Source organism: Halomonas sp. SL1, assembly GCF_003030865.2.
Lineage (GTDB): Bacteria > Pseudomonadota > Gammaproteobacteria > Pseudomonadales > Halomonadaceae > Halomonas > Halomonas halophila.
In genome coordinates, this window is record NZ_PYUQ02000018.1 from 63830 (window position 1) to 76496 (window position 12667).

13 protein-coding genes are annotated in these 12667 nt (G+C 66.9%); 3 read left to right on the plus strand and 10 right to left on the minus strand.

Annotated features, from left to right (window positions below):
• Positions 1–11 precede the first annotated feature (11 nt).
• From C9J49_RS12345 to mgtE, 3 genes are all read right to left on the minus strand, one after another.
• The gene (locus tag C9J49_RS12345; protein ID WP_107181743.1) at positions 12–1118 is read right to left on the minus strand and encodes an FAD:protein FMN transferase; all 1107 of its coding nucleotides are present in this window, start codon (positions 1116–1118) and stop codon (positions 12–14) included.
• A 30-nt stretch (positions 1119–1148) separates the two neighbouring features.
• Positions 1149–1946, minus strand: a complete 798-nt coding sequence (locus tag C9J49_RS12350) for an undecaprenyl-diphosphate phosphatase (protein ID WP_046078865.1) — start codon at positions 1944–1946, stop codon at positions 1149–1151.
• A 96-nt stretch (positions 1947–2042) separates the two neighbouring features.
• Positions 2043–3413, minus strand: a complete 1371-nt coding sequence (mgtE, locus tag C9J49_RS12355) for a magnesium transporter (RefSeq protein ID WP_035594486.1) — start codon at positions 3411–3413, stop codon at positions 2043–2045.
• Between the two features lie 190 nt (positions 3414–3603).
• On the opposite strand from mgtE, the gene C9J49_RS12360 reads away from it, so the two are divergent.
• The 3 genes from C9J49_RS12360 (at position 3604) to C9J49_RS12370 (ending at position 6784) form a co-directional block, all read left to right on the plus strand.
• Positions 3604–4035, plus strand: a complete 432-nt coding sequence (locus tag C9J49_RS12360; RefSeq protein ID WP_052719324.1) for a MarR family winged helix-turn-helix transcriptional regulator — start codon at positions 3604–3606, stop codon at positions 4033–4035.
• Positions 4036–4172: 137 nt separating this feature from the next.
• On the plus strand, positions 4173–5720 hold the full coding sequence (locus C9J49_RS12365; protein ID WP_107181742.1) for an MFS transporter: 1548 nt from the start codon (positions 4173–4175) through the stop codon (positions 5718–5720).
• Complete coding sequence (locus C9J49_RS12370) at positions 5717–6784, plus strand: HlyD family secretion protein (RefSeq protein ID WP_107181741.1); 1068 nt, start codon at positions 5717–5719, stop codon at positions 6782–6784. The genes C9J49_RS12365 and C9J49_RS12370 overlap by 4 nt, the downstream gene beginning before the upstream one ends.
• Positions 6785–6888: 104 nt before the next feature.
• On the opposite strand, the gene C9J49_RS12375 is transcribed toward C9J49_RS12370, so the two are convergent.
• From C9J49_RS12375 to atpE, 7 genes are all read right to left on the minus strand, one after another.
• Positions 6889–7320 carry a F0F1 ATP synthase subunit epsilon gene (locus C9J49_RS12375; protein ID WP_035594491.1) on the minus strand — a complete coding sequence of 144 codons (432 nt, stop codon included), beginning with the start codon at positions 7318–7320 and terminating at the stop codon, positions 6889–6891.
• A 24-nt stretch (positions 7321–7344) separates the two neighbouring features.
• Positions 7345–8721, minus strand: a complete 1377-nt coding sequence (atpD, locus tag C9J49_RS12380; protein ID WP_016854219.1) for a F0F1 ATP synthase subunit beta — start codon at positions 8719–8721, stop codon at positions 7345–7347.
• A 66-nt stretch (positions 8722–8787) separates the two neighbouring features.
• Positions 8788–9669, minus strand: a complete 882-nt coding sequence (gene atpG, locus C9J49_RS12385; RefSeq protein WP_046078867.1) for a F0F1 ATP synthase subunit gamma — start codon at positions 9667–9669, stop codon at positions 8788–8790.
• Between the two features lie 71 nt (positions 9670–9740).
• Positions 9741–11285 (minus strand): F0F1 ATP synthase subunit alpha, encoded by a 1545-nt coding sequence (gene atpA, locus C9J49_RS12390; RefSeq protein ID WP_035594496.1) that lies wholly within the window; start codon positions 11283–11285, stop codon positions 9741–9743.
• A gap of 16 nt (positions 11286–11301) precedes the next feature.
• A complete protein-coding gene (locus tag C9J49_RS12395) occupies positions 11302–11841 on the minus strand; it encodes a F0F1 ATP synthase subunit delta (protein WP_035594498.1) in 540 nt (179 codons plus the stop codon).
• Positions 11842–11855: 14 nt separating this feature from the next.
• A complete protein-coding gene (locus C9J49_RS12400; RefSeq protein ID WP_107181740.1) occupies positions 11856–12326 on the minus strand; it encodes a F0F1 ATP synthase subunit B in 471 nt (156 codons plus the stop codon).
• A gap of 75 nt (positions 12327–12401) precedes the next feature.
• The gene (atpE, locus tag C9J49_RS12405; RefSeq protein WP_016854214.1) at positions 12402–12629 is read right to left on the minus strand and encodes a F0F1 ATP synthase subunit C; all 228 of its coding nucleotides are present in this window, start codon (positions 12627–12629) and stop codon (positions 12402–12404) included.
• Positions 12630–12667: the final 38 nt, after the last annotated feature.

Consider the following 12667-nt stretch of genomic DNA (forward strand, 5'->3'; position numbering starts at 1 on the left):
CATTCTAGTGCCTAGGGGGCCTCGCCTGCCATGCCGGCGGTGGTCTCGCCGACCACCCTGACGCCCATCTCCGCGAGCCTGTCGCGACCGAAGCGCTCGGCGAAGGCCGGGCTCGCCACGCTCAGCCAGTCGTCATCGGCGGCGTTGCGCACCAGCATCAGCACCGCCAGGTCATGGTCGACGGCCACCGCCATGCCTTCCTGCTCGCCGAGCACCGACATGGCGGTGGCCCAGGCGTCGGCGCGGGCATTCGAGTCATCCACCACGGTCACCGAGGCCATGCGATGGCGGATCGGCCGACCGGTACGCGGGTCGATGGTGTGCGAATAGCGCCGGCCGTCTTCCTCGAAGTAGTTGCGATAGTCGCCGGAGGTGGCCACCGAGGTATCCTCCAGCGGCAGTACATACTTGGCCTGGGGCCGGCCGTCGCGGGGCAGCTCCACGCCGATGCGCCAGGGCTCGGCCTCGGCGTCGCGATGGCCGGCCACCTCGAGTTCGCCACCGATGTTGACCAGGTAGTTGTCGAGGCCCTGGTCGGCCAGGTAGGCCGCCACCCGATCCGTGGCATAGCCCTTGGCCACGCCGGAGAGGTCGACGAACACGTCCTTCAGGCGCCGCGCACGGCGCTGCTCCGCATCGATCTCCAGGGTCTCCATGCCGATCTCGGCGAGGCGCTGCTCGATCAGGGCATCGTCCGGCACCTCGCGCGGCCGCGCCTCGGGGCCGAAGCTCCACAGGTTGACCAGGCCGCCCACGGTGACGTCGAAGGCGCCGTTGCTGGCCTCCCCCACCCGATGGGCGATCGACAGCACCTCGATCAGCGGCGCGGAGAGCGTCTGCCATTCGCCCAGCGGCGCGTGGTCGAAGGCCACCAGTTCGGCGTCGTCACGGTAGGTGGACATCGAGGCATCGACGGCCTCGAGCTCGTCGAGGATGCCTGACTCCAGCGCATCGCGGCGTTCGGCGGTGATCGGATCCGCCAGCGTCACCTGATAGAAGGTGCCGAATATATCGCCCTCGAGCGTGACCGGCGTCTCGAGCGTGCGCTCGGAACAGCCGGCCAGCAGGGCGGCCAGCACAAGCGTCAGGAAGGCGAAGAGAAAACGTGGGAGTGGCATGAGTCCTCCAACAGGTAAATAAGTGCTTCTTCAACCGAACAGCCAGATCAGGGCCACACCCAATATCAGCCGATAGACCACGAAGGGCTGCATGCCGATGCGGCGGATGAAGACCAGGAAGAAATGAATGCACAGGTAGGCGCTGATGCCGGACAGCACCGTGCCCGCCGCCAGGTCGCCCCAGGCCACCGGGACCTCGTCCTGGGCCAGGCCCAGGGCCTCCAGGCCGCCGGCCAGCACGATCACCGGGATCGACAGCAGGAAGGAGAAGCGAGCCGCCGCCTCGCGGGACAGGCCGAGCATCAGCGCCGCGGTCATGGTGATGCCCGAGCGCGAGGTGCCGGGAATCAGCGCCAGGGCCTGAGCCAGACCGATCCACAGGGCATCGCGGACGCTCATCCGGTACTCGCTGCGCGTGCCGCGATGGCGCCAGTCGGCGATCCCCAGTACCACGCCGAACACGATCAACCCGCCGGCCAGCACCAACGGCGAGCGCATCACCTCCGAGATGACATCCTCGAACGCCAGGCCCACCACCGCCACCGGGATGGTCGCCAGGATCACCCACCAGGCCAGGCGGGCGTCGTCGTCGGTGCCGCGGCCAGCGACGCTGCGCCCCCAGCTGGCCGTCATGGTCACCAGCTCGTGGCGGAAGTAGAGCACCACCGCCGCCAGGCTGCCCAGGTGCAGGGCCACGTCGAAGGCCAGGCCCTGGTCGGGCCAGTCGGAGAAGACCGGTACCAGGATCAGGTGCGCGGAGCTGGAGACGGGCAGGAACTCGCTCAATCCTTGAACGAGGGAGAGCACGACGATCTGTAGCCATTCCATGGGCGGGGTCTCTATCAGCAAAAACGGTAAGTAGCTTGGTAAATCAAGGCCTAAGGACCCTGGCGACGCGTCGACGTTCCCCGGCTTGGGCGTTTTTTATCCGACCGGCAATACCATGGTGGCGATGCCAAAGTAGATCAGCACCCCGGAGGCGTCGATCAGGGTCGTCACCAGCGGCGCCGAGGCGGTCGCCGGGTCCCAGCCCAAGCGATCGAGCACGAACGGCAGGCACATGCCGAGCAGGCTGCCGAACAACACGATGGCGATCATGCTGACCGCCACCACCATGGCCACCGCCTCGCCGCCGCGAAACACGCCGATAGGCGCCACGGCGAGCGCCATGGTCAGCCCCAGCGAACCGGCCACCAGCAGCTCGCGACCGAACAGCTTGCCCCAGTCGCGCACCCCGACGTCGCCGGTCGCCAGGCCGCGCACCGTCAGGGTCGCGGCCTGGGCGCCGGCGTTACCGCCGCTGCCGATCAGCAGCGGCAGGAAGAACACCAGCGCCACCTGGGCCGAGATGGTCGCCTCGTAGTGGGCGATACCCGCGCCGGACAGCAGGTTGCCGAATACCAGCAGCACCAGCCAGGTCACCCGCTTGCGATACAGGCTCCACAGCGGTACCCGGCTGACGCCATCCTCCAGGGCGCCGATCGACATCCCCTTGTGGAAGTCCTCGGTGGCCTCGGATTCCACCACGTCCAGGGCGTCGTCGTGGGTGACGATGCCGACCAGGCGACGCATCTCGTCGACCACCGGCAGGGCCAGCAGATCGTAGCGAGCCACGATCCGCGCCACTTCTTCCTGGGGCGTGTCCACCGAGGTGTGGATGACGTCGTGGATCATCATGTCGTCGACCCGGGCGCCGGGGCGCGCCACCATCAGCTGACGCAGCGACATGGTACCGGCCAGGCGCCCCTCGGGGTCGATCACGTAGAGCTGGTAGACCGTCTCGGCGTCCGGGGCGGTCTGGCGCACGCGCATCATCGCCCGGGAAACGGTCATGCCGGCGGGAATGGCCACGTAGTCGGAGGTCATCAGGGCGCCGGCGGTGCCTTCCTCATAGCTCGCCAGGCGCTTGAGTTCCTCGCGCTCCTGGTGGGCCATACGCCGCAGCAGCGCCTCGCGGCGATCGTCGTCGAGCGCCTTGAACAGGTCGGCGCGCTCGTCGCCGCCCATCTCCTCGAGCACCGCCTGGAGGCGGTCGTCGCCCATGCCCGCGGCGATCGCCAGCTGCTCCTCGCCGTGCAGATGGCCCATGACGCTGGCACGCCGTTCCAACGGCAGGCAGTCCAGCAGCGCGCGCGCGCGCAGTTCATGCTCGCTCTCGAGCAGGTCCTGGAGAATTTCGGCGATGTCCGCGGAGCGAAGCTCCGGCAGCAGGGTGCCCAGGCGCTCACGGTCGTCGACCTCCAGGGCGGCGAGCAGGCCTTCCTTGTGGCGATTCAGGGCATCGCTGAGTGGCATGGTCTGATCCTCCCTGTGCCAGCGCGAACGAGAAGGGGCGTCATCATCGCACAGGGCGTGGAAGGCGTCAGCTTCGGCGGCGCCCCTGGAGGCGCCGCCGGGAAGGGATGAGGTCGGGACACGGATCGCTGTATCCTTGACCGACGCAGGCACCGATCGGCCTGGCATCGATGCAGGGAGGACGACAGGAATGGAACGCAGGATTCTCGACACGCTGGCCGAACTCGGCTTCACCAGCCGCGCCCGCCTGAGTGAACTGGCGCGCCGCGAAGGCATCGAGCTGCCGCCATTCCTGTTGCGGGTGCTGTCCATCGTGGGCCGGTTCCCGGCGCACAACCAGCAGCAGCTGCTGCAGCGACGCGGACATGACAAGGGCCAGGTGGCACGCGCCTTCAAGCAGCTCGAGCAGCAGGCATTGATCCGCCGCAGCGGCAGCTCCACCCCGCGGCGCATCACCCAGGCGGCGCTGACCGAGGAAGGCCAGCGCCTCTTCTCGCGGCTGGAGGCGGCCCGTGGCGAACTGGCGAGCCAGGCGCTGTCGGGCTTCGCGCCCGAGGAAGTCACGCAGCTCAACGCCCTGCTGCAGCGCATGCTGGAGAACGTGGACCGCACCGCCGACTGAGCGCGCCCGCCCCTGCACACGCGGGACTCTCGGATCCTGCCACCGGCACAAATTGACATAGTCAACTTGTGCCGGTAGCGTGTGCGCTCCTTCGCGGCCCCCTCACCGCGCCACTATCCCCACCGCCAGAGCGTTCGATGTCCCTGCGACTTGTCCTCGGGCTGGTAGGCATGCTGCTGGCCTGTATCGGCGCGGATATCAACCAGGAAGCGACCTCGCTGGCCCTGGCGGATGTCCGCGGCGCCTTCGGATACAGTGTCGATCAAGGCAGCTGGTTTACCACCCTCTACAGTATCGGTGCCGCCATGGGCATGCTGGTCGCGCCGTGGCTGGCCATGACCTTCTCGGTACGCCGCTTCGCCGCCGTGGCCGCCGTCTCGCTGGGCCTGCTCGGGCTGGCCTGCGCCGCCACCGAGTCGCGCTCGCTGCTGCTGATGCTGCGCTGGTGTCAGGGGCTCACCACGGGCTTTCTCATCCCGCTGCTGATGATGGTCGCCCTGCGCTTCCTGACCCCGGCGCTCAAGCTGTTCGGCCTCGCCGCCTACGGCCTGACGGCCACCTTCGCGCCCAACATCGCCATGCCCGTGGTCGCCTGGGCCCACCACGGTCCGGGCATCGGCTTCGTGTTCTGGGCGGTCCTGCCGCTGTGCCTGGTGGCGTCGGGGCTGATCCTCCATGGCCTGCCGCAGGATCCGCTGCGCCTGGCGCGCTGGCGGCAGTTCGACTGGCTCGGCTGGGGGCTGGGCTGGGCACTGTGTGCCAGCGTCGTGACCCTGTTCGCCCAGGGCGAGCGCCTGGACTGGCTTCACTCGCCGCGGATCCGCGGGCTGGCCCTGGCCAGCCTGGTGCTGCTGCCCCTGTTCCTGTGGCGCTGTGCGTTCGGGCCTGCGCCGCTGATCCGTCCGCAACTGCTCAGACGCGTCAATTTCGGCTTCGGCGTCTGCATGCTGGTCGGGGTGATCGCCCTGAGCGCCTCCAGCGCCTCCCTGCCCGCCGAGTTTCTCGCCGAGGTCCAGGGCTATCGCCCGCTGCAGAGCCTGCCGGTGACGCTGGCCGTCGCGCTGCCGCCGCTGATGATCCTGCCGCTCGCGGCCTTGGTGTTGAATGTCGAGCGCATCGACTCGCGCTGGATCATGGCATCGGGGCTGCTGCTGATGGCAGCGGCCAGCTGGTCGAACAGCCACGTCACCCTGGCGTGGATGCGGGAGCAGTTCTACGTCGCCCAGGTGGTCTTCGCGATCGGACAGTCCATGGTCGTGGTCGGCCTGCTGATGACCGCCACGGCGGTCGTCGATCCCATGGAAGGCCCCTTCGCCTCGGCGACGATCAACACCTCCCGGGCGCTGGCCGGTCCGGTGGCCGGCGGCCTCATCGGGCACTACCTCGCGGTCGCCATCGATCGCCACGCCCATGCCCTGATGGAACGGCTGGGCACGATGCGCTTCTCGCTGATGCAGTCGGCGCCGCTGAGCGGCCACGGCCGCGAGGCGTTGAACTGGCCCATGGGAGGCCCAGGCGGCGAGGCCTTGCTGCAGCTTCATGAACGAATCGATGCGCAGGCGACGGTCCTGGCCTATGCCGATGCCTGGCGCCTGATGGCGCTGCTGGCCCTGCTGCTGGTGCCGCTCTGCCTGCTGCCCAAACGCACCCACGCACCGCGGTTCAACCGCCCCCGACCGATATGACCGATACCCAGACGCCCCAAGCCCCTTCCCGCTCCCTCGCCCCACGCCTCATCGGCGCCGCCGCGCTGCTGTGCGTGACCCTGGGGGGCGCCTTCCTGACCGCCCCCTGGTGGATGAGCGACGGCCGAGCCTGGACCAACAATGCCAAGCTGGATGCCGACTACACGGTCATCTCGCCGCGCGTCGCCGGCGATATAGTCGCCGTGCACGTCGAGGATCACGAGACGGTGTCGCGAGGCGACGCCCTGATCGACATCGACCCGCGCGACTATCGTGCCGCCGTCGATGCCGCCGAGGCCCGGGTGGCGTCGGCGCAGGCCAGGCTGGCGGAGATCGAGGCCGAACTGGCCAGGCAGCCGTCTCGAATTCGCCACGCCCAGGCCGTGGTGGACGAGGACATCGCCAACGTCGACTACGCCCGCCTCGACGCCGAGCGCTACCGCCGCCTGCGTCATGACGGCAATGCCTCGCAGCAGAACGCCCAGCAGGCCGCCGCCAACGCCTCGGCACTGGACGCCCGCCGCCAGGCGGACCAGGCCAGCCTGGACGACGTGCGTCATCAGACTCAGGTCCTGGAAGCGCGGCGGGCGAGTGCGCAGGCGACGCTGGCCCAGGCCCGGGCCGAGCGTGAGCAGGCCCGTCTCTCGCTGTCTCATACCCGGGTGGCGGCGCCTAGAGACGGCATCGTGGCCGAACAGGCCGGTCGCGTCGGCGCCTGGACCGAGGCCGGCGGGGCGCTGATGGCGATCGTGCCGACCGATGCGATCTACGTCACCGCCAACTATCGGGAGGTCGAGATCACCGAGGTTCGCGTCGGCCAGCCGGTGACGATCTCGGTGGATGCCTATCCCGGGATGACGCTCGAGGGCCACGTCGACAGCCTCGCCCCGGCCACCGGCACCACCTTCTCGCCGATCTCCCACGACGATGCCTCGGGGAACTTCACCAAGATCGTCCAGCGCCTGCCGGTGCGCATCGCCATCGAACCGGATCAGCCCGGGCTCGACCGGCTCAAGGTCGGCCTCTCGGTCGAGACGACCATCCATACCGACGCCGACGGCTGAGCCTCGAAGAGCCTTCCCGCGGCCATCGCCCCGCCTGCCGACCAAAAAAAGCGCCCCCCGACTCAGTCGGGGGGCGCTTTCATCGCACGGGGCGTGGCGCGACCTTAGCCGCTGCGACCCACCTTGCGACGCAGCTGCTGGATGGTCCGCAGCTGGGCCGCAGCCTCGGCCAGTTCGGCCGTGGCGCGGGTGTAGTCCATCTCGGCGGACTTGTCCTGCATCGCCTTGAGGGCCTGCTGGCGGGCCTCCTCGGCGGCGGCCTCGTCCAGGTCGTCGGCGCGCACGGCGGTATCGGCGAGCACGGTGACGACCTCGGGCTGGACCTCGAGGAAGCCGCCCGAGACGTAGAAGTGATCCTCTTCACCTCCGCCACGGACGATGCGCACCGGGCCGGGGGCCAGTTCGGTGAGCAGCGGCGTGTGCCCCGCCAACACCCCGAGATCCCCCGCGCGACCGGCTGCCACGACATGCTCGGCTTCGCCGGAGAAGATCGACGCCTCGGCGCTGACGATCTCGCACTTGAAGGTTTTCGTCATGATGACGTCTCCCAGGTGGAGGGATTACTTCATCTGGTTGGCTTTCTCGACGGCCTCGTCGATGGTGCCGACCATGTAGAAGGCCTGCTCCGGCAGCTCGTCGTACTCGCCGTCGAGGATGCCCTGGAAGCCACGGATGGTTTCCTTCAGCGACACGTACTTGCCGGGGGCGCCGGTGAAGACCTCGGCGACGAAGAACGGCTGCGACAGGAAGCGCTGGATCTTACGCGCCCGGGACACGGCCAGCTTGTCCTCGTCGGACAGCTCGTCCATGCCCAGGATGGCGATGATGTCCTTGAGCTCCTTGTAGCGCTGCAGCACGCCCTGCACGCCGCGAGCGGTCTTGTAGTGCTCCTCGCCGACGACCAGCGGATCCAGCTGACGAGAGGTGGAATCCAGCGGGTCGATGGCCGGGTAGATACCCAGCTCGGCGATGGAACGCGCCAGTACCACGGTCGCGTCGAGGTGCGAGAAGGTGGTGGCCGGGGACGGGTCGGTCAGGTCGTCCGCGGGCACGTACACCGCCTGCACGGAGGTGATGGAGCCGGTCTTGGTGGAGGTGATGCGCTCCTGCAGGACGCCCATCTCCTCGGCCAGGGTCGGCTGGTAACCCACCGCGGAGGGCATGCGGCCCAGCAGTGCGGACACCTCGGTACCGGCCAGGGTGTAGCGATAGATGTTGTCGACGAACAGCAGCACGTCGCGGCCTTCATCGCGGAACTTCTCGGCAATGGTCAGGCCGGTCAGGGCCACGCGCAGACGGTTCCCGGGCGGCTCGTTCATCTGGCCGTAGACCAGCGACACCTTGTCGAGAACGTTGGACTCCTGCATCTCGTGATAGAAGTCGTTGCCCTCACGGGTACGCTCACCGACACCGGCGAACACGGAGTAACCGCTGTGCTCGGTGGCGATGTTGCGGATCAGCTCCATCATGTTGACGGTCTTGCCGACACCGGCGCCGCCGAACAGGCCGACCTTGCCGCCCTTGGCGAACGGGCACACCAGGTCGATGACCTTGATGCCGGTCTCCAGCAGCTCGCTGGTGGCCGCCTGGTCGGCATAACCCGGTGCCTTGCGGTGGATCGGCATGCGCTCTTCTTCGCCGATCTCGCCCGCCTCGTCGATGGGCTCGCCGAGCACGTTCATGATCCGACCCAGGGTCTCCTTGCCGACCGGCACGGAGATGGCGGCCTGGGTGTTGGTGACGTCCATGCCACGCTTGAGGCCCTCGGTGGAGCCCATGGCGATGGTGCGCACCACGCCGTCGCCCAGCTGCTGCTGGACTTCGAGAACGGTCTCGGCATCCGAGACCTTCAGCGCGTCGTAGACCTTGGGAACATCGTCCCGCGGAAACTCTACGTCAATCACCGCGCCGATGATTTGTACGATACGTCCGCTCATCTTGGTTCCTCTCAAATACCTGCAAATGAAACCCGGTTGCCGGAAGGGATTCGCCCTTCCTCGGCGTTATACGGCGGCGGCGCCACCGACGATCTCGGAGATTTCCTGGGTAATGGCCGCCTGACGGGCCTTGTTGTACACCAGCTCCAGGTCGTCGATCAGATTGCCGGCATTATCGGTGGCGCTCTTCATGGCGATCATCCGCGCGGCCTGTTCGCAGGCCACGTTCTCGACCACCGCCTGATAGACCTGCGCCTCGACGAAACGCACGAGCAAGCTGTCCAGCAGCTCCTTGGCATCCGGCTCATACAGGTAGTCCCAGTTTCCGGGACGCTTGTTTTCTTCGTTCTGCTCTTCGGCACCCATCTCGGGCGACAGGGGCAGCAGTTGGCGAACCACCGGCTTCTGCGTCATGGTGTTGACGAATTCGTTGAACACCACGTACAGACGATCCAGCTTGCCCTCGTCGTAAGCGTCCAGCATCACCTTCACGCTGCCGATCAGCTCGTCGGCTTCCGGCGCTTCGCCCAGGCCGCTCTTGGCCGCGACCAGGCTGCCGCCATACTTGCGGAAGAAGTGGGTGGCCTTGCTGCCCAATGCGCAGAAATCCAGCTCGGCGCCACTGTCGCGCCAGGCCTTGGCCTCCTTGACGACGGCCTTGAACATGTTGACGTTCAGGCCACCGCACAGGCCGCGGTCACTCGACACCACGATGTAGCCGACCCGCTTGACCTCGCGATCCAGCATCCACGGATGCTTGTACTCGGGGTTGGCGTCGGCGACGTGGCCGACCACCTTGCGGATCTGCTGGGCGTAGGGCTGGCTGGCCTTCATCCGGTCCTGCGCCTTGCGCATCTTCGACGCAGCGACCATCTCCATGGCACTGGTGATCTTCTGCGTGTTCTTGATGCTGCCGATCTTGGTGCGTATCTCTTTTGCAGCTGCCATAGCGATCTACTCCGTTCGTGGCCCTCAGAAAGCTCCAGGGCCCGCTCCCCGGGAGGAGCGGGCCGGCGGGGTCACCAGCTCTGAGTGGCCTTGAACTTGTCGAGACCGGCCTTGAGGCCGCTCTTGATGTCGTCGCTGTAGTCGCCGGACTCATTGATCTTGTCGAGCAGCTCGGCGTGCTCGGCCTTCATGTAGTCCTGCAGGGCACGCTCGAAGTCCAGCACCTTGCTGACCTCGACGTCTTCCAGGTAGCCCTCGTTGGCGGCGTACAGGGAGACGGCCATCTCGGCCACGGACATCGGCGCGTACTGGTTCTGCTTCATCAGCTCGGTGACGCGCTGACCGTGCTCCAGCTGCTTGCGGGTGGCCTCGTCCAGGTCGGAGGCGAACTGGGCGAAGGCCGCCAGCTCACGGTACTGGGCCAGGGCCAGACGCACGCTGCCGCCGAGCTTCTTGACGATCTTGGTCTGGGCGGAGCCACCGACACGAGACACCGAGAGACCGGCGTTGATGGCCGGACGGATGCCCGAGTTGAACAGATCGGTCTCGAGGAAGATCTGACCGTCGGTGATGGAGATCACGTTGGTCGGAACGAACGCGGAGACGTCGCCACCCTGGGTCTCGATGATCGGCAGCGCGGTCAGCGAGCCGGTCTTGCCCTTGACTTCGCCGTCGGTGAACTTCTCGACGTAGTCGGCGTTGACGCGCGCGGCGCGCTCGAGCAGACGGGAGTGGAGATAGAAGACGTCACCCGGGAAGGCTTCACGGCCCGGCGGACGACGCAGCAGCAGGGAGACCTGACGATAGGCCACGGCCTGCTTGGACAGATCGTCATAGACGATCATGGCGTCTTCACCGCGGTCGCGGAAGTACTCGCCCATGGTGCAGCCGGAGTAGGCGGCCAGGAACTGCATCGGGGCCGGATCGGCGGCGCCGGCGGCGACCACGATGGTGTGCTCCATGGCGCCGTGCTCTTCGAGCTTGCGCACCACGTTGGCGATGGTCGACTGCTTCTGACCGATGGCCACGTAGACACAGGTGACGCCGGTGCCTTTCTGGTTGATGATCGCGTCGATGGCGATCGCGGTCTTGCCGATCTGGCGGTCGCCGATGATCAGCTCACGCTGGCCGCGGCCGATCGGCACCATGGCGTCGATGGACTTGAAGCCGGTCTGGATCGGCTGGTCGACGGACTGACGGGTGATGACGCCCGGGGCGACCTTTTCCACCGCGTCGGTCTTGTCGGTGCCGAGGTCGCCCTTGCCGTCGATCGGGTTACCCAGGGCATCGACCACGCGACCGCGCAGCTCGGGGCCCACCGGCACCTCGAGGATGCGGCCGGTGCACTGGGCGGTCATGCCCTCTTCGAGCTGCAGGTAGTCGCCCAGCACCACGGCGCCGACGCTGTCGCGCTCGAGGTTCAGCGTCATGCCGTAGATGCCGCCGGGGAACTCGATCATCTCGCCGAACATCGCGTCGGTGAGGCCGTGGATCTGCACGATACCGTCAGACACGCTGACGATGGTGCCCTGGTTGCGGGCTTCGGTCGCGACATCCAGCTTCTCGATACGCTGCTTGATGATGTCGCTGATCTCGGAAGGATTCAGTTGCTGCATGCCATGTCCCTCAGACTCAGGCGGAAAGGGCCTCGTGGAGGCGGTTCAGTCGACCGCGCACCGACCCGTCGATGACGGTGTCGCCGGCGCGCAGGATGACGCCTCCCAGGAGGGTGGAATCCACCTGAGTGGTAATGGAGATTTCGCGGTTCAGACGCTTGGCCAGCGCGCTCGCGAGCTTGTCCTGCTGCGCTTCGTCCAGCGGGAAGGCAGAGACGATGTCGACGTCCATGCGCTTCTCCTCCTGGGCCTTGAGCAGCTCGAATTGCTCGGCGATGACCGGCAGGGCCGTCAGGCGACCCTGCTGGCCGACCAGACGCAGGAAGTTGCGCACGTCGTCGTCGACGGCATCGCCGCAGATCTCGACGATCGCATCCACCTTCTGTGCGCTGGAGAGTCGCGGGTTGCCCAGCACTCGACGGCGCATGTCGTCGTCTTCGACGACATGCGCCACGGTGGTGAGCATGCCGGACCAGTCCTCGAGCGCCTTACGTCCGACGGCGTGTTCGAAGGCCGCCTTGGCGTAGGGGCGAGCGACGGTAGACAGTTCCGCCATGGGTCACCTCCTCCTCAAAGCTCTTCGGCAAGTTGGTCAACGAGCTTGCCGTGCTGCTTCTCGTCGATGGAGGCTTCCAGGACCCGCTCGGCGCCGACGATGGCGAGCCGCGAGACCTGGCCACGCAGCTCTTCCTTCGCGCGGTTCACTTCCTGGTCGATCTCGGACTTGGCCTGGGCGATCATGCGCTCGCCTTCCAGGCGGGCCTGATCACGCGCCTCGTCGATCATCTGGGTGGACCGCTTGTGGGCCTGCTCCAGGATTTCGGCCGCTTGCTCCTTGCTTTCACGCAGGGTCTCGCTGGCCTGCTGTTCGGCCAGTTCGAGGTCGCGAGAAGCACGGCTGGCAGCATCCAGGCCATCGGCGATCTTCTTCTGGCGCTCATGGAGCGCATTGCTGATCGGCGGCCACACGTACTTGGTGCAAAACCAGACGAAGATCGCGAAGGCGATCATCTGTCCGATAAGCGTCATGTTGATATTCACAGGGGCGTACCTCTGACAGATTCGTGGCGACCGGAAACAAGCAAACCGAGCGCAGCGCGCTCGGTATGCCAATCGTTAGCCGGCGACGACGAAGATCAGGTACATCGCGATACCAACGCCGATCATCGGCACGGCGTCCAGCAGGCCGGCCATCAGGAAGGTCTTGGTCTGCAGCTGGTTGCCCAGCTCCGGCTGGCGAGCGGTGGTCTCGAGCAGCTTGCCGCCCAGCAGAGCGAAGCCGATGCCAGTACCCAGAGCGCCCAGGCCGATCATGAGGGAAGCGGCGATGTAGACGAGTTCCATGATGATACTCCTTACGAGTTGAGGTTAAGTTTCAAGGG

Coding starts and splice junctions, on each gene's coding strand:
- C9J49_RS12370 (WP_107181741.1), top strand. CDS start 5,717: ATGACCGATACCCAGACGCCCCAAGCCCCTTCCCGCTCCCTCGCCCCA.
- atpD (WP_016854219.1), bottom strand. CDS start 8,721: ATGAGCGGACGTATCGTACAAATCATCGGCGCGGTGATTGACGTAGAG.
- C9J49_RS12350 (WP_046078865.1), bottom strand. CDS start 1,946: ATGGAATGGCTACAGATCGTCGTGCTCTCCCTCGTTCAAGGATTGAGC.
- C9J49_RS12395 (WP_035594498.1), bottom strand. CDS start 11,841: ATGGCGGAACTGTCTACCGTCGCTCGCCCCTACGCCAAGGCGGCCTTC.
- atpA (WP_035594496.1), bottom strand. CDS start 11,285: ATGCAGCAACTGAATCCTTCCGAGATCAGCGACATCATCAAGCAGCGT.
- atpE (WP_016854214.1), bottom strand. CDS start 12,629: ATGGAACTCGTCTACATCGCCGCTTCCCTCATGATCGGCCTGGGCGCT.
- C9J49_RS12365 (WP_107181742.1), top strand. CDS start 4,173: ATGTCCCTGCGACTTGTCCTCGGGCTGGTAGGCATGCTGCTGGCCTGT.
- C9J49_RS12375 (WP_035594491.1), bottom strand. CDS start 7,320: ATGACGAAAACCTTCAAGTGCGAGATCGTCAGCGCCGAGGCGTCGATC.
- atpG (WP_046078867.1), bottom strand. CDS start 9,669: ATGGCAGCTGCAAAAGAGATACGCACCAAGATCGGCAGCATCAAGAAC.
- C9J49_RS12360 (WP_052719324.1), top strand. CDS start 3,604: ATGGAACGCAGGATTCTCGACACGCTGGCCGAACTCGGCTTCACCAGC.
- mgtE (WP_035594486.1), bottom strand. CDS start 3,413: ATGCCACTCAGCGATGCCCTGAATCGCCACAAGGAAGGCCTGCTCGCC.
- C9J49_RS12345 (WP_107181743.1), bottom strand. CDS start 1,118: ATGCCACTCCCACGTTTTCTCTTCGCCTTCCTGACGCTTGTGCTGGCC.